The sequence below is a fragment of the Variovorax paradoxus genome (assembly GCF_022009635.1).
Taxonomy (GTDB): Bacteria; Pseudomonadota; Gammaproteobacteria; order Burkholderiales; family Burkholderiaceae_C; genus Variovorax.
This window is the reverse complement of sequence record NZ_CP091716.1, coordinates 3,947,995-3,963,855: the sequence shown is the minus strand read 5'-3', so window position 1 is coordinate 3,963,855 and position 15,861 is coordinate 3,947,995. Positions and strand designations below refer to the sequence as shown.

General features: G+C 69.1%; 13 protein-coding genes. 1 reads left to right on the top strand and 12 read right to left on the bottom strand.

Annotation, left to right across the window (positions count from 1 at the left end; translation table 11 throughout):
* Positions 1-50: 50 nt before the first annotated feature.
* The 12 genes from L3V85_RS37555 to gspG form a co-directional block, all read right to left on the bottom strand.
* Positions 51-368, bottom strand: coding sequence for a FecR/PupR family sigma factor regulator (locus L3V85_RS37555; protein ID WP_366491861.1), 318 nt, complete (start codon positions 366-368; stop codon positions 51-53).
* 104 nt (positions 369-472) lie between these two features.
* Positions 473-1,462, bottom strand: coding sequence for a FecR family protein (locus L3V85_RS18470; protein WP_237674197.1), 990 nt, complete (start codon positions 1,460-1,462; stop codon positions 473-475).
* Positions 1,463-1,470: 8 nt separating this feature from the next.
* Positions 1,471-2,031, bottom strand: a complete 561-nt coding sequence (locus L3V85_RS18465; protein WP_237674196.1) for an RNA polymerase sigma factor — start codon at positions 2,029-2,031, stop codon at positions 1,471-1,473.
* Complete coding sequence (locus L3V85_RS18460; protein ID WP_237674195.1) at positions 2,028-2,726, bottom strand: STN domain-containing protein; 699 nt, start codon at positions 2,724-2,726, stop codon at positions 2,028-2,030. The genes L3V85_RS18465 and L3V85_RS18460 overlap by 4 nt, the downstream gene beginning before the upstream one ends.
* Positions 2,727-3,061: 335 nt before the next feature.
* A complete protein-coding gene (locus L3V85_RS18455) occupies positions 3,062-4,351 on the bottom strand; it encodes a substrate-binding domain-containing protein (protein WP_237674194.1) in 1,290 nt (429 codons plus the stop codon).
* 184 nt (positions 4,352-4,535) lie between these two features.
* Positions 4,536-5,741 carry a type II secretion system inner membrane protein GspF gene (gspF, locus tag L3V85_RS18450; protein WP_237674193.1) on the bottom strand — a complete coding sequence of 402 codons (1,206 nt, stop codon included), beginning with the start codon at positions 5,739-5,741 and terminating at the stop codon, positions 4,536-4,538.
* 17 nt (positions 5,742-5,758) lie between these two features.
* A complete protein-coding gene (gene gspE, locus L3V85_RS18445; protein WP_237674192.1) occupies positions 5,759-7,186 on the bottom strand; it encodes a type II secretion system ATPase GspE in 1,428 nt (475 codons plus the stop codon).
* Positions 7,183-9,801, bottom strand: coding sequence for a type II secretion system secretin GspD (gspD, locus tag L3V85_RS18440; RefSeq protein WP_237680470.1), 2,619 nt, complete (start codon positions 9,799-9,801; stop codon positions 7,183-7,185). Before gspD ends, gspE begins: the two co-directional genes overlap by 4 nt.
* Positions 9,798-10,370 carry a type II secretion system protein GspM gene (gene gspM, locus L3V85_RS18435; RefSeq protein WP_237680469.1) on the bottom strand — a complete coding sequence of 191 codons (573 nt, stop codon included), beginning with the start codon at positions 10,368-10,370 and terminating at the stop codon, positions 9,798-9,800. The genes gspD and gspM overlap by 4 nt, the downstream gene beginning before the upstream one ends.
* A complete protein-coding gene (gspL, locus tag L3V85_RS18430) occupies positions 10,367-11,512 on the bottom strand; it encodes a type II secretion system protein GspL (protein WP_237680468.1) in 1,146 nt (381 codons plus the stop codon). The genes gspM and gspL overlap by 4 nt, the downstream gene beginning before the upstream one ends.
* Positions 11,509-12,531, bottom strand: coding sequence for a type II secretion system minor pseudopilin GspK (gene gspK / locus L3V85_RS18425; protein ID WP_237680467.1), 1,023 nt, complete (start codon positions 12,529-12,531; stop codon positions 11,509-11,511). The genes gspL and gspK overlap by 4 nt, the downstream gene beginning before the upstream one ends.
* A gap of 5 nt (positions 12,532-12,536) precedes the next feature.
* On the bottom strand, positions 12,537-12,944 hold the full coding sequence (gspG, locus tag L3V85_RS18420; RefSeq protein WP_237680594.1) for a type II secretion system major pseudopilin GspG: 408 nt from the start codon (positions 12,942-12,944) through the stop codon (positions 12,537-12,539).
* Positions 12,945-13,148: 204 nt separating this feature from the next.
* On the opposite strand from gspG, the gene L3V85_RS18415 reads away from it, so the two are divergent.
* Positions 13,149-15,851, top strand: coding sequence for a bifunctional acetate--CoA ligase family protein/GNAT family N-acetyltransferase (locus tag L3V85_RS18415; protein ID WP_237680466.1), 2,703 nt, complete (start codon positions 13,149-13,151; stop codon positions 15,849-15,851).
* The last annotated feature ends 10 nt before the right edge of the window (positions 15,852-15,861 follow it).

Sequence of the window (15,861 nt, the reverse complement as noted above, 5' to 3'; positions counted from 1 at the left end):
GGGCTCCCGGAATTCCGCTTTGAAGCGGCGCGAGCGAGTGGTGTGCGGATTCAAGACCATGAGTGCCTGGGACGCAAATGCGAGGAAGAAGAGACGTCTGGCGCGACGCCGGGCGCGGCGCTGCGGTGAGGGATGCGGATGTCGCCAGTCATGCCGGCAATCCGTGGCCGGGTCGCCGCACCGCGGAGGCTTGGCGCTGAACAGCGCTCGCGCGCGGCTGGCAACAGCAGAGTCCATAACGCCACCGCCTCGCGCCATGCCCGGGCATGTGCCGAACTGCGCGCGCACCATGTCGCCAGAGCGCGAACATCCGTTTCGCCCGCACACAGACGGTTCAGGCGCACGATCCAGTCCAGCGCTTCGCCCATGCAGGCGTCGCAGCCGGTCGCCCTGCTTGGTCGTTCGTCGTGAGGCATCGCATCCATACCTCCATGACGAGCCTGCGCGGCACAACCCGTAAATTAATTTCGCATCAGCTCAGCACCACGATGCCGCCCGGCAGACTGCGCATGCGCGCACCGTAGAGTTCGCGAATCATCACGAGGGCGTTGTCGATGCTGCGCAGGTTCAGCTGCATCCTCACCGGCGTGCGGCCCAATTCCTCGTTGCGCAGGAAGACCTTGCCGGGCCGGTAGCGGTTGATCTCGTCGATCACCTCCGCCAACGGCATGCGGTCGAAGGACAGGACGCCGGTTCGCCATGTGCTCACGCTGGCCTCGTCCGCGCGCACGACCTCCTGCAGGCCGGCCCTGTCGAAGGTCACCTGCCGGCCCGCCTCGAGCGCGCGCTGCTCGCCGTTCACGGATACCGTCAGGCGGCCGTCGAGGCAGGTCACGCAGACCTGCGGACCGGTGTGCCGGATGTTGAAGCGCGCGCTGCGCGCCACGAGGCGCCCCCCGCCCGTTTCCACGAGGAAGTCGCTCGCGCCGTTCGCGGCGATCTCAGCCTCTCCGGCTACCAGCACCAGGCCGCGCGGGCTCGCGTCGGCGCCGATACGGTTGATGAGCGTCTGCGTATTCATGCGCACGCTGATGCCCCGCGCCAGCGCCACCTGGCGCTGCTCGCCGGTGGCGGTGCGGTAGTCCGCCGTGAGGTCTCCGACTGAAGGCCACAAGCCAAGCGGCGGATCGAGCGCCATCACGCCGGCGGTCACCGAGGCCGCGACCGCGCCACCAAGGAATGCCCTGCGCCCCGGCGAATGCAGGCCCAAGGCGGCGGAAAGCCCCCGCAGCGAGAGCGTGCCGGCGCGCGACGCCTGGCGCGCGGCCTCTTCGGCCAGCAATGGATCGAGCGCGGACCATGTCCGCATCACCTCGCGCCAGGCCTGTGCATGCGCCGTGCTGTGAGTCACCCATTCGCGGAACGCATCGGCGTCGGCGCGGGTGGCCCGGCCCGAATGCAGGCGCACCCACCAGGCTTCGGCCTGGCGTTGCAGCAGGGATTCGGAATCGGAAAAAGACATGGCGCTCATCAGTATTTTCTCGGACCGGCAAAACGGCCGCGCTGTGCGGCCTCCACGTCAGGCAAGTGTTGCTTGCAGAACTCGAGCGCCGCGCGCAACTCTTTTTCGACCGTGCTCAGCGAGACGTCGAAGCGCCGGGCGATCTCGTCGTTGAGCTGGCCCTCCACCCGCGCCGCGACCAGGATCTCGCGGCGTCGCCGCGGCATGCGCCCGAGCACCTGGCTCAGGGCCTGAACGTCGCTGCGCGCGCTTGCGATGCGTTCGGGGTCGCTCACCTCGTCGACGATGTGCATCAGCTCATCGATCTCACCGTGCACCAGGAGCACATTGTTTTGCCGGTACTGGTCGGTCGCTATGTTCGCGGCCATGCGCAGCAGGTAGGCGTCGGCGTTGTTCACCGTGCCCCCATCGCTCGTGCTGGAACTCGTCGTGGAAAGCCGCAACCATGTTTCCTGCATCGCATCCGCGGCGTCGTCGCGCGAGCCGACGATGCGTTCGAGCTTGCTGCGCAGTTCGACATAGCGTGCCACCATGCGCGCTCGCAGCGTGGAGGACATGCCTTCGTTCATTGCGTGCGCCTGTTCGTGTCGGCGTTCGCCGACTCGCAATCGGACCACGCGCCCGGCCCCTCCGGCAGCATCAGGATGACCAGCGGCTGGGGAAGCGAAGGTGGCGGAGGACTTCCGACGGACAGGCCGCGCAGCCGTATCTGTATGGCTGCATCGCGATCGGAGACGCCCGTGGTGCTCAAGAGGCGAAAGCGGTCCACCACGCCGCGCGCATCCACGTGCAGCTGCATCGCGAGCCGGTAGCTTCCCGGACGCGTCTGCGTCGAGGCGCACAAGGTGCCGTTCAAGGCCTGCTGGACCTGGGCGGCGTAGGACTGATGCAAGACTTCCCCCTCTTTGAATCCCGATTCCTCCATGCCCTCCGCAACGGCCGACGGCGGCAACGCAGTGCCGCCTGCCCCGCGCGATGCACGGATCACCACCGACGTCGCGCTCGCAGGGCGCGCCTCCAATCCCGTGCCGGCCAGCATGGCCTCCAGAGCCTCCATGGCGGTGAACGTGCCGCGCACCGTTCCCGAAAGGCGTTGCGCCTGACCACCGTCGATCAATATGTCCAGCCCCGTCGCCTTGCTGTAGGCGGCGATGGCATCGCCCAGGCGCTGTGCCGCGATATCGAATTCCATGCGCACCGGGAGCGCTGTCGCCGATGCCGGCTCCGCTTGCTGCGCGTTCGCCGTGCGCACGGTGAACGACATGGCTGCTCCGGCAAGACACCATGCCAGTGCCACGACACTGACCGATGCCGAATTCACTCTCATACCGGGTGGGCGCACATGCTCCTGGGTTGCCGTGTTCGTTACCCGAAATGCGAGGCACTTCGGCGAACCCAGGTGACGTTAGCTTTGGGCGGTGACGTTCACGTGACATTTAAAAACAAGGGCTGGTCATCGCATTTCATCGCTGATCTCACGGACGCGAGAAAGCCCCGAGGCCCGGGCCACGCTTGCGCGCAGCGAGATCCCTCGAGGCGAATCCGCGGCCGGCAGCACCTGCTGCGACAGCCGCGAAAAGACACGCGATCAGATGATGATCAGTTGTTCACCGGACGGCCGATGCCGTTGCAGACGTTCGTGTTGCCGATAGCCTGGGTGCTGGTCGAGGTCAGGAAGGTGCTCTGGATGACCGATTTCCAGTTGGCGTTGGAACCGGCAGATCCGGTGCCGTCGGGCAGCGCAACGAAGCCATGCGAAGCAACCAGCGGGCTCGGCACGTACAGGCGGGTCAGGAAGTTGCGGACCTTCGTGGTGATGGCCGGATCCTTGTAGCACTGGTTCACCAGCAGGTTGGTGGTGCCGAAGATCGGGTAACCGGCACCGGTGCCGCTGACGGGCGGCTTCACATAGGCCGGGACCCAGGCGAGCGGGTCGGTCGATGCGCCACCGATAGGCAGCACCTGGCTGGCGAGCGCCGTCTTGATCGAAGAAGCGACCGGAGCGAAACCGTTGACCGTCGCGACCTTCGTGGCATTGGTCGGGTTGTAGCCCGAATCCGGGCTCAGGTAGCCGATGCGACCGGCCGTGCCGAACTCGGCCGCCATGCCGCCGTTGCCGTCGACGAACTTCCAGATGGCGTCGGTCGCCGCGTCAGGCGCGGAGGTGGACAGGCGGGGCTGCGGCGTGCCAGCCGGCAGGGCGCCAGCAACCACGGTGCGGAAGTTGTTGGAGAAGACGAAGCCGCTGCCCGGGCATGCGGCGAGCAGGTAGCGGGCCAGCAGTTCGGTGGTGCCGCTGGTTTCGTTGCGGTAGACAACCTGGATGGGCGTGCTGTCGGTGGTGCCGAGCAGTTCGCCCCAGGTGCGGCCACCGGCGGACTTGGAGAAGACGGCGCACATCTTGGCATCCGGCAGGTCCAGGCTGGAGATGGCGCTGGTGGCGGAGCTCTTGTAGGGGATCAGCACGGCGGCACCGACGGCCGGGATCTGGATCAGCGGGCCCCAGGCGGCGGCACCCGTCACCGGAACGCCGGGCGACGATTCGATGTGGGCGAGCTTGTAGGCGTCACGTTCGGCGGCGGTCAGCGCGGAGTCGCTGCCGGCAAAGTGCACCGACTGCGTGGCCGTCCAGTTCGGCGTGCCGACGATCGATTCATTCTTGAAGGCGGTCGCGTTGTTGTTGAGGAACGCCGACTTGCCAGCGCCGCTGCCGGTGCCGGTGTAGGTGTAGTTGGTGGAGCCGATGCCGCTGGGCAGCAGGTCCTTGTACAGCGGCTCGGGCAGCGTGGCGCCGCCGCCGACTGCGATCTGCGCGGAAGCGGCACCGGCGGCCAGCAGGCTCGCCATCATCACGGCCGACAGGGCGACCGACTTGAACTTTGCACTCATGGAAACTCCTTTGATTGGACCAAGAGAAATGAGCTACCAAAGACGGCGGATCTCGTTGTGACCGCGCCGCCTTTTCGCTACCTGCGTCGCCCCTCTGGCGACGGAGTTAATCTTCGATTTACGAGGTGACAGCAGCCCGAAAAAAGCTCGGGAACACGGCCTCTAAAAGCTCCTGAACAAAGGCTCAGCGGACCATCTGGTTGATCTCCATGATGGGCATCAGCACCGCGAGCACGATGGCCATCACGACACCGCCCATCGCAAGGATCATCAAGGGTTCCAGCAGTGTGGTGAGGCGCATCGCGCGGCGCTCGAGGTCACGCGAAAGGTTTAGCGCGGCGCGCTCGAACATGGCCGCGAGCGCACCCGTCTTCTCGCCACTGGCCACGAGGTGCACGAGGTTCGACGGAAAAATCTTTTGCGCCTTGAGCGCCGCCGCGAGCGGCGTGCCCTCCTTCACGCGGCCGGTGGCTTCGAGCACGCAGCGCTTGAGCCATTCGTTCACCAGCGTCTGCCGCGCGGCCTCCAGCGCGCGCAGCAAGGGCACGCCGGCATCCATGAGGATCGACAGCGTCGATGCGAAGCGCGCGGTGTCCACGCCGAGCGCAAAGCGCCCGACCATGGGCATGCGCAGGATGAGCCCGTGCCACTTCAGCTTGTGCGCCGCATCGCGCAGCAATGCACGCGCGGCCACCCATGCAGCGACGACGACGCCCGCGGTGAGCCAGCCCCATTCGCGCACGAAGGCGCTCGCGGCGAGCATCACGCGGGTGATCGTCGGCAGTTCCTGCCGTGCCTGCGCGAAGGCGCCGATCACCTGCGGCACCACGTACCCCAGCAGGAACACGACGATGCACAGTGACACGAAGCCGACGATGGCCGGATAGATGAACGCGGTGAGTACCTTGCCGCGCAGGTTGTCGCGGTTCTCCAGGTAGTCGGCCAGCCGCTCCATCACGCGCGCGAGATCGCCCGAATCCTCGCCCGCACTGACGAGCGCGCGATAGATCTGCGGAAAGTCGCGCGGCCGCTCGCCCAGCGCGTCGGCCAGCCGCATGCCGGCGCGCACGCTGTCGCACACGGCGCTCAACGACTCGGCGACATGCTTGCGCTCGGCCTGCTCGATGGTGGCGACCAGCGCGGCCTCCAGCGTGAGCCGCGCGCCCAGCAGGCTCGCGAGTTCGCGCGTGGCCCAGCACAGGTCGGCCGCGCCCAGGCGCGGGCTGAGCCACGACAATGCACCACCGCCCGCAGCCTTCTCGCGGATGTCGAGCGGCGTGAGGCCGCGGTCTCGCAGCTGCGCGCGCACCGATCGCGCGGACTCGCCCTCGGTGGTGCCGCGCTGAAGCTCGCCGCTGGCGCTCGCGGCCTCGTATTCGAAGCGTGCCATGGTGTGGTGCGCCCTCCTCAGGCGTCGCGCGTCACGCGCAGGATCTCCTCGGCGGTGGTGATGCCCTCGCGCACCCAGCGCTGGCCGTCTTCGCGCATCGAGCGCATGCCGCGCTTCGCCGCCGCGGCGCGCATCGCCTGCTCGTCGCCGCCTTCGTGAATGAGCCGCCGCACGTCGTCGTGCACCACGAAGAGTTCGTGGATGCCCGTGCGCCCCTTGAAGCCCGAATGGCCGCAGGCCGCGCAACCCACGGGCCCGTAGACAACGCTGCCGTCGGGCCGTGTCTGCGGCGCCTTGCACGCCGGGCACAGGCAGCGCACCAGCCGCTGCGCCAGCACGCCCAGCAGCGACGACGACAGCAGGAAAGGCTCGATGCCCATGTCGGTCATGCGCGTGACGGCGGACACTGCGTCGTTGGTATGCAGCGACGCCAGCACACCGTGCCCGGTAAGCGACGACTGCACCGCGATCTGCGCGGTCTCCAGGTCGCGGATCTCGCCGATCATGATGTTGTCGGGGTCCTGCCGCAGCGCCGCGCGCAGGGCCGCGCCGAAGGTCATGCCGATCTTGCCGTGCACCGGTATCTGGCCGATGCCCGGCAGGTCGTATTCCACCGGGTCTTCCACCGTGAGGATGTTGCTGGTGCTCAGATCGAGCTGACCCAGTGCCGCATAAAGCGTGGTGGTCTTGCCGCTGCCGGTCGGGCCGGTGACCAGCACGATGCCGTGCGGTTGCCGCACGAGGCGCGTGAGTTCGGCCAGCGTGTCGGGTGCCATGCCCAGCCTTTCCAGGCGCAGCCGGCCCGCATCCTTCTCGAGCAGCCGCAGCACGGCGCGCTCGCCGTGCGCGGTCGGCACGGTGGACACGCGTACGTCGATCGGTCGGCCGCCCACGCGCAGGGTGATGCGCCCGTCCTGCGGCAGGCGCTTCTCCGCGATGTCGAGCTGCGACATGATCTTGATGCGCGAGATCAGCGCCGCATGCAGCGCCTTGCGTGGGGCCACCACGTCGCGCAGCGTGCCGTCGACGCGATAGCGCACCACCGAATGCGTCTCGAAGGACTCGAGGTGGATGTCGCTCGCGCCGTCGCGCGCGGCCTGTGCGAGCAAGGCATTGATCATGCGGATGACGGGCGCATCGTCCTGCGCGTCGAGCAGGTCGGTGACGGCCGGAATGTCCTGCATCAGGCGGTCGAGGTCGACCTGCTGCTCCACCGCGCCCACCACCGATGCCGCGTCGCCGGTCTCCGCGTAGGTGGCGCCGAGCAGCGCATCCATCTCGGGCGACGCAATCTGCTTCAGCGGCAGCTCGCCCAGCAGCAAGCGTGCCTCGACCACGGCCCAGCCCGGCGTGCGCTCGCACACCACCATGCATCGCGCATCGCCCTCCTGCCGCACCGCGATGCGATGGCTGCGCGCCCAGGCATGCGGCAACGCCGCGTTCACGGCGTCACCACCAGCTCGGGCCGGTAGCCCAGTTCGCGCAGCACGCTCAGCGCGTTGTCGACCGCTTTCGGGTCGCGCGGCACATCGGCGCGCACCAGATTGCCCTCCCCGCCCGGCCCGCCGACGATGTAAGCACCGATGCCGCTGATGCGCACCCGCTTCACGATGCGCACCGCGTCCTGCTCGGTCGTCACGTCGGCAATCTGCAGCACGCTGACCTTGTCGTTCGCGCCTCCGTACAGCACGGCGGGGTCGGAATCGACGGTCACGCCCCTGGGTAGCTGGGAGCGCAGCACGGGCGGCGGCGGTGCCGCTTCGGCCGGTTGCTGGCGCACCGCGCTGGCCGTGGTGGTAGGCGGCGGAGGCTGTTCGCGCGTGTGCTCCCAGTTCTGCGGACGAAGGTCGACCTCCGGCGCCCGCCCTGAAACCGGCAGGTCCGCCGGTGGCAGCGCGGGTCCGCCGACATCGGGCAGCAGCCCATGCGGCACCGGCCGCGCACGGCCCTGCTGCGCGCGCATGAAGTTGTAGCGGTCCAGCGTGAGGCCCCGGCCCGCGTTGGCATCGCGAATCACATAGGGCCGCAGGAACACCATCAGGTTGGTCTTCACGCGCTGGCGCTTGTCGTAGCGAAACAGGTTGCCCACCACGGGGAGCGCACCCAGGCCCGGCACGGCTTCGGTGCCGTTGGCCACGCTGTCTTCCATGAGCCCGCCCAGCACCATGATCTGCCCGTCGTCCACCAGGATGCTGGTGTCCAGCGCACGCTTGTTGGTGACGATGCCGGAGATGTCCGAGGCCTGCGTGTCGATGGTCGACACCTCCTGGTAGATGTCGAGCTTGACCGTGCCGCCTTCCGAGATCTGCGGCCTGATGTTGAGCTTCAGCCCGATGTCTTCGCGCTGGATGGTCTGGAACGGATTGGTGCTGCTGTTGCCGTTGGTGATGTACTGCCCGCTCACGAAAGGCACCGTCTTGCCCACCATGATCGAAGCGGCTTCGTTGTCCAGCGTGAGAATGTTGGGCGTCGAGAGGATGTTGGCGCCGTCTTTCGCCTGCAGCGCGCGCGCCAGCATCTTGAGGTTGAGGATCTCGCCCACGCCCGGCAGGTTGACGGTGCCGTCGACGATGCCGATGTTGAGCCCGCGCGGCATCGCCTCGATGGTGTTGCGTGCATTAGGGTTGAGCGTGGCGCCGCCGAAATTGGTGCCCGCGCGCACGCCGCGCCCGTTGCCGCCGCCGGCCATCCACTGGATGCCGAGCTCGGATGCATCGCGCTCCGTCACCTCGACGATCAGGCTCTCCACAAGCACCTGCGCGCGCCGCTGGTCGAGCGTGTCGATCACGCGGCGCAGGCTTCGGTACATCGGTTCAGGCGCGGCGATGATGAGCGTGTTGGTGGTGGCGTCGGCCTGCACCGTGACGCCGCCCGCGGAAAAAGCTGCGCCATTGCTGTTGCCCGAAGTGCCTGCCTGCGTGCCCGTGCCACCAGCGCTCGCGCCGCCCGCGACGCCGCGCAGACCGCCGCTCGGCATGGTGCTGACGCCGGTGCCTGTGCCACCTGTCGAGCCGCGGTTCGCCGAGCTCGCGTTGGCCGCGCCGCCACTGGTGCCGTTGGCCGCCCCCGCGCCGCCGAGCATCCCGCCCGCCCCCAATGCCGCGCGCACCGAACCGCTGCCCGTGCCTGAAGCGTCGGGCGACTCGCCCGTCAGCAGCCCGCGCAGCACGCCCGCCAGGTGCACCGACTGCGCATTGCGCAGGTACACCACATGCAGGTTGCCAGGGTCGCTCTGCGCGTTCTCCAGCTTGGCGATCAGCTCGCGCGCCAGCGTTGTCCGCCCCGGGCTGCTCGAGCGGATCACCACGCTGTTGGAGCGCGGGTCGGCCAGCACCACGATGTCGCGCCGCCCCTTCTCGCCGCTGCCCTCGAGCAGCTCTGTCGCCAGCCCGGCGATGTCCACCGCCACGCCGTTGCGCAGCTTGACGACTTCGGCGTCGAGCGAGGTCGGCGTGTCGATGCTCTCGATGATGCGCGCCAGGCGCTCGAGATTGTCGATGTAGTCCGTCACCACCAGCGTGTTGTTGGCCGGGTAGGCGTTGATGCTGTTCTCGGCCGCGATCAGCGGTTTGAGCACCGGCAGCATCGCCTCGGCGTTCTCGTAGTTCAGCCTGAAGGTGCGCGTGGCCAGCCCGCCGCCGGGGTTGCGCGTGTTGACCGAGCCACCCTGCAGCTTGGCGTCGGCCACCGGCACCACGCGGCTCACCTCGCCCACGTCGACGATCGCGAAGCCGCGCATGCGCAGCGCGGTCGAGAGCATGCCGTAGGCGGTGGCGGCCGGCACCTCGCCTTCGGAAACCAGCGTGATCTGCCCCTTCACGCGCGGATCGAAAAGGAAGTTGCGGCCCAGGAAGCGGGCCAGCGCGGAGACCACCGAAGTGATGTCCGCGTCGACGAAGTTGAGGACCACCTTGTCGTCCTTGCCGGCGCGCGCGGCCTGCGCCGGCGCCGTGGTGGGGACTGGTGCGGTGGTGGCCGCGCCAGCGGTCGTGCATGCAAGCCCGATGCAGCACGCCAGGGTCCATCGGCGCATCGCTGCGCCCTGTCGATCTCGTCTCACGGGCCGTCCTTGTAGAGTTGGGTGGACTGCAGGTCCACCACGCCGCGCACGCTGGCTTGCGGGTCGTTGCCATCGGTGCCGTCCTTGCGGTCGAGCACGACACCGGTCACCTCCAGATCGGCGCGGGCGGAAACCGCCAGCAGCCAGGGGAAGACTTTTGCGGCCGGCGCGGGTTGCTCGAAAGCGATGCGCCAGGCCTTTGCGGGCGGTGCCTTGCCGGCGCCTGGCGGCGCATCGGCCACGATCAGTTCGATGCGGTAGGCGCCTTGCAGGCCCGCGCGATCCAGTCCGGCCTGGGGCGGCTCGCTGGCGGTCGCGCCTTGGGTCGCACGCGCCGCGGGCATGCCCGACAGCACCTCGTCGAGTTCGCGCGACTGCGCCTGCAGCCTGGGCAGGTCGCGCTGCCAGCGGGCCATGGTTTCCAGCGCGGGTTTGGCGGCGAAGAGCCACAGCACGGCCAGCACCAGCACGATGGCGGCGGCGCTTGCCGCAAGGCGGTCGCGTGGCGGCAGCGCCTGCCAGCGTGCCCTGCCTTCGCGCAGCCACTGCATGGTCGGCCCGGGCTTCATGGTGTGGCCTTCCTGGCTGGAGCGTCTTCGGCAGTACCAGCGGCAACGGTCAGGTGCAGCCCGTCCGTATCGACGGTCGCGGACAGCCCCTGCTCCGTGGCACGGGTCTGCAATCCGCGACGCTCCTCGGCGCCCGGCGCACCGCCGTCGCGCCACCGGATGTGCAGTTCTCCGGCGGTGTAGCGCAGGCCCTGAACCTGGCCGGCCGGGCCCTGCGCCAGCAGCGCCGTGGCCCCGCGCAGAAGGCCCGCCGCATCGCCGCTGACCGAAGGCACGGTGCCGGCCGCGAGCGCGTCTTTCTGCTGCTTCGCCTGCTGCACCGGGTTGACCACGACCGGTATGTCCGGAAATGCGGCCTTCACGCGTGCGGCCATCTGCCGCTTCAAGCCCTGGCCTTGTGCCGCCAGCTGGTTCGCGTACACATTGAGGCCGGTCAGCCACACCGCCAAAGCCAGGGCGCCCCAAGCGACCGCAGGCCCGACCACCGCGGAGCCCATGCCGCCCGCAGCCGATTCGCCACCGGACAGCGACCAACCCCAGCCCTCGCCGGACCAGCGCTTATCAGCCTCGTCGTCGCCGAGCCACTGCATATCGCCCGGCAGGTCGCCCGCGCCTTCGGGCAACCACTGCGCGAAGCCCTGACTCTTGCCCGTACGAACGACCAGCCATCGGTCGACATGAAACCCCACGCTAACTTCTGTCGAATACGGCAGGAACGCGCACGGAAGATGCAGCTCGCGCACCGGCAAGCCATGCCTGCGCAGCAGCGCGAGCCATCCGTCCATCACGCTGCGCGAGATCCACGCGGCAGGCACGGTGCCGTCCGCCGCACGCGGCCCGAAACCGGTCACCAGGTTTTCTAGAGGCTGCAGCGCGCAAGGCTCGATGGCGCCACGCACGGCCGCACGCAAGCGCGCACCCGACAACGGCGGCAGCGTGAACACGGCCATCGGCACATCGCTCGGATGCAGGCATACCTCGATCCGTTTTGCAGCGAATTTCTGCGCGAGACCTTCCAGTGCCCGCATACCGCCGTCGTGCCAGGTGCCATCGGGCTGCCGGTAGCCGAAGCGCACCTGCGCGTCGGCCGCGCCATCGCCCGGCCACGGCGGCAGCATCAGGCGCAGCGCATCCGCTTTCACACGCCCTCCCGCAGCCACACCACGCGCGGCAAGGCGGCCTTGTCGTCGTGCAGCAAAGCGCTCTGCACGAACTGCGTGCGCCCGGTCGAGAGCACGCTCGACACGCGGAACCAGTTGCTCGTGACGCCCATGCGCACCTCGTCCACCGCCAGTTCAGGCATGCGCAGCCGGTTCGCGAAGTCGCCGCGGTTGATGAACCATTGGCCCTTGTCGCGCGCCGTCAGCAGCGCGCGGGCGCGGTCGAGCGACAGCCCCGCCACACCCGCGGCCACGGCCTCCGCGCGTGCAGTGTTGGCATTGAGCCAGGTGCGTTCCGGCAGCACGGTCACGAAAGGCATGAGCCGCGCGAGCACGCCCGCGTCCACGCCGGGCACGGCCAGCAGGTCTTCCAGCGCGCGCAGGCGCGGGGCCTGCGGATTGGGCGGAAGTTCGGCCGGCAGGCCCAAGCCCTCGGCGAACTTCGCGGCCTCCTTGCGCGTGTCCTCCGACACCGCCCCCACCGGCGATGCGTCCGCGCCACCCAGGCTCAGCGCCACGCGCCGCACGATCGCCTGCGCCGCTGGCCTGGGCACGCCGACCAACGCGCAGAGACGCATGAAGACTTCGGCTTCCGCCGGGTCGATGCGGCCCTGGTCCACCAGGTTGCGCAGGTTGAACTTGCCCTGCTCGTCGGTGATTTCGCTGAGCAGCCGCCCGCCCTCGGCCGCCACCTGGCCGGAGGCCTGCCGTGCGTAAGGCCGGTTCCAGGCGCCGTCGAGCCGCGTGGTCGGCTCGCGTACGGCATCCGCACGCAGCGTGCGCTGCGCCTCGCTCACTTCGCCGCGCAGCAGCCAGCGCGCCTGCGTGCGGAACTGGTCGCCCTGCGTGGTGCGGATGAAGGCCGACTGCCGACCCAGCAGCGCGGCCGCCATCGCCGCGATCACCGCGACGATGAGCAGCGCGCTCACCACCGCCATGCCCCGGTGGCGGCCTTCCGGGGCGGGAGCGCCGCCCGCCTTGCTACCCGCCGTTGCAGCCACGGCGCCTACCAGGAGCCGATGTCGGCGTTGGCCTTCTCGCCTCCGGGCTCGCCATCGGCGCCCAGCGAAAACACATCGATCTCGCCGTGCGTGCCGGGGTTCAGGTACTGATAAGGGTTGCTCCAGGGATCGGCGGGCAGGCGCTCCAGGTAGGGGCGCCAGTTGGCGGGCGCCTTGCCCGTCGTCGGCTTGGCAACCAGCGCCTGCAGGCCCTGCGCCGAGCTGGGATAGGTGCCGTTGTCCAGCCGGTAGAGCTTGAGCGCCTGCATGATCGCGGCCACGTCCTGGCGGGCGGCGGTGGCACGGGCCTGGTCGGGCCGGTCCATCAGGCTGGGCACGATCAGCGCGGCCAGCACGCCGATGATCACCAGCACCACCATCAGCTCGATCAGGGTGAACCCGCGCTGGCACATCGGGAGGATCCGGAAGGGGAAGCGCCGGCTGCCTGCGCGGCGACGGGTCGAACCTGCGGTCATCTTCCACTCCCGGAACAAAGGACATCAAGGGCTTTCACCGCGTCGATCCTCGCAGTGCAGCATGTCAGTCCGATTGAAAATCCTCGGGAGTTCCGCGCCGCCTCTCGCCCATCCGCCCCCGATCGGTGCAGACTTGAGGGCATGGACAAGCATTTCCTGAATCCGCTCTTCGCCCCGGCCTCCATCGTGGCCTTCGTCGGCCATGCCGACGACCCCGGCGGCCAGACGCCGGCCGGCCGCACGCTGCGCGAAGCCTTCCGCGCCGACCGCTTCGACGGCACGCTGCGTTTTCTGGACGTGCGCACCAAGGGCACGCTCGAGGAACTGGCCCAGACCCATGCCGACCTGGCCCTGATCGCCCTCGCCCCGCGCGACGTGGCGGCCGCCCTCGAAATCGCGGGCCGCATCGGGTGCACCGCGGCGGCGGTCATCTCCAGCGGCATCGATGCCGACCAGGCCGCGCAGTGGCGCAAGATCGCGCGGCGCGAAGGCGTGCACCTGCTCGGCCCCAACACGCTGGGCTTCCAGCGCCCGCCGCTGCACCTGAATGCCAGCGTGGCCGGGCCGCTCGCCAGCACCGGGCCGCTGGCGCTGGTGTCGCAGTCGGGCGCGCTCACCGCGTCGATGCTCGACTGGGCGCGCCAGAACGGCGTGGGCTTTTCAAGCGTGGTGTCGCTGGGCCCGCACACCTCGGTCGACATTCCGCAGGTGCTCGACTTCCTGGCCAACGACCGGGCCACCCACAGCATCATCGTGTACCTCGAAGGTATTGCAGACGCGCGCCGCTTCATGAGCGCGCTGCGCTCGGCCTCGCATGCCAAGCCGGTGGTGGTGCTCAAGGCCGGCCGCAAGCCGGCGGGCAACGAGGCCGCGCAGACGCACAGCGCGGCCATCGTGGGCAGCGACGACGTGTTCGACGCCGCGCTGCGCCGTGCGGGCGCGGTGCGGGTGCGCTCCTTCGTCGAGCTGTTCTCGGCCGCCAAGTGCCTGGCCTCGCGCTACCGGCCGGTGGGCAAGCGGCTGGCGGTGGTCACCAACGGCGGCGGCCCCGGCGTGCTGGCGGCCGACTGGATCAACGAGATCGGCCTCGACCTGGGCAAGCTCTCGGCGCCGGTGCAAAAGCTCATGCTGCCGACGCTGCCGCCGCTCGCCTCGCTGGCCGACCTGATCGATCTTTCGGAAGAGGCGCAGCCCGCGCACTACCGCGCCGCCATCGACGCGGCCTGGGCCGACAGCCAGGTCGACGGCGTGCTGGCCATCTTCTCGCCCAAGGCCGGTGCCGACGCGGCGGCCACGGCCAAGGCGCTGGCCGACATTCCCCGCCCCATGAACAAGCCGCTGCTGGCTTGCTGGATGGGCGACTCGTCGGTGGGCAAGGCACGCGCCGTGCTTGCGGAAGCCACCATTCCGAGCTTTCGCACACCAGAGGCGGCGGTGGGCGCCTTCGGCAACATCGCGGCCTTCTACCAGAACCAGCAGCTGCTGCAGCAGACGCCGCCGCCGCTGTCCGCGCTGGCCAAGCCCGACATCGAGGGCGCGCGCCTGCTGATCGAAAGCGTGCTGGCCGAGCGGCGCAAAGTGCTCACCGAGATGGAGTCGAAGTCGCTGCTGTCTTCGTTCCACATTCCCATCACGCGCACGCTGCTGGCGCGCAGCGCCAACGAGGCCATGATGATCGCCACGCAGCTGGGCTTTCCGGTGGCGCTGAAGATCGACTCGCCCGACATTCCGCACAAGTCGGACGTCGAGGGCGTGGCGCTCAACGTGATGAACGGCACCGGCGCGCGCGACACCTACGTCGAGATGATGGAGCGCGTGGCGCGGCTGGCGCCCGAGGCGCGCATCAACGGCGTGACGGTGCAGAAGATGGTGCGCGCGCGGCGCGGCCGCGAAATATACGTGGGTCTGGTGACCGACCAGCCCTTCGGCCCGGTGATCGTGTTCGGCGCGGGCGGCACCATGATCGAACTGCTGAACGACCGCGCGATGGAGCTGCCGCCGCTCAACCAGTTCCTGGCGCGCCGGCTCATCGAGCGCTCGCGCGTGGCAGAGACGCTGGGCGAATGGCGCGGCGCCAGCGCGGTGGACATGGAGGCGCTGGAGCACGTGCTGCTGCGCGTGTCCGAAATGGTGTGCGAGCTGCCCGAGCTGCGCGAGATGGACATCAACCCGATCATCGTGGACGAGTCGGGCGCCATCTCGGTCGACGCGCGCATCGTGGTCGACAGCAGCACGCAGGCGGTGGCGGGCCACCTGGGCAACGCGGGCAACGGCTACCAGCACCTGGCCATCATGCCGTACCCCGCGCGCTACCGGCGCGAATGGCCGCTGCCGGGCGGCGGCACCTACATCGTGCGGCCGGTGCATCCCAACGACGCGCAGATGCTGCAGGCGCTGGTGCAGGGCCTGTCGCCCGAGAGCCGCTGGTTCCGCTTCGTCTCGCGCTTCCACGAGCTGCCGCCCTCGATGCTGTCGCGCTTCACGCTGATCGACTACGACCGCGAGATGGCGCTGGTGGCGGTGGTGATGGAGCGCAGCGTGTCGCCCGACGGCACGGTGCTCGAGAGCGAGCGCATCGTGGGCGTCTCGCGCTACATCACCAACCCCGACCAGACCAGCTGCGAGTTCTCGCTGGTGGTGGCCGACGAGTTCAGCGGCAAGGGCATCGGCTCGCGGCTGATGGAAAGCATCATCGACGTGGCGCGCGACAAGGGCCTGTCGGAGATCGACGGGCTCGTGCTCGCCAACAACCCCGACATGCTGAAGCTGGTGCGCAGGCTGGGGTTCACGGTGAAGTCCTTCCCCGAGGACCCGGACTTCAAGCTCGTGACCTACATGCTGTAGCGCGGCCCGC

Excerpts from the sequence above, each read along its gene's own strand:
- L3V85_RS18465 (WP_237674196.1), bottom strand. The coding sequence starts at position 2,031 with ATGAACGAAGGCATGTCCTCCACGCTGCGAGCGCGCATGGTGGCACGC.
- gspG (WP_237680594.1), bottom strand. The coding sequence starts at position 12,944 with ATGTGCCAGCGCGGGTTCACCCTGATCGAGCTGATGGTGGTGCTGGTG.
- gspF (WP_237674193.1), bottom strand. The coding sequence starts at position 5,741 with ATGGCACGCTTCGAATACGAGGCCGCGAGCGCCAGCGGCGAGCTTCAG.
- L3V85_RS37555 (WP_366491861.1), bottom strand. The coding sequence starts at position 368 with ATGGGCGAAGCGCTGGACTGGATCGTGCGCCTGAACCGTCTGTGTGCG.
- gspM (WP_237680469.1), bottom strand. The coding sequence starts at position 10,370 with ATGAAGCCCGGGCCGACCATGCAGTGGCTGCGCGAAGGCAGGGCACGC.
- L3V85_RS18415 (WP_237680466.1), top strand. The coding sequence starts at position 13,149 with ATGGACAAGCATTTCCTGAATCCGCTCTTCGCCCCGGCCTCCATCGTG.
- L3V85_RS18470 (WP_237674197.1), bottom strand. The coding sequence starts at position 1,462 with ATGTCTTTTTCCGATTCCGAATCCCTGCTGCAACGCCAGGCCGAAGCC.
- L3V85_RS18460 (WP_237674195.1), bottom strand. The coding sequence starts at position 2,726 with ATGTCGTTCACCGTGCGCACGGCGAACGCGCAGCAAGCGGAGCCGGCA.
- L3V85_RS18455 (WP_237674194.1), bottom strand. The coding sequence starts at position 4,351 with ATGAGTGCAAAGTTCAAGTCGGTCGCCCTGTCGGCCGTGATGATGGCG.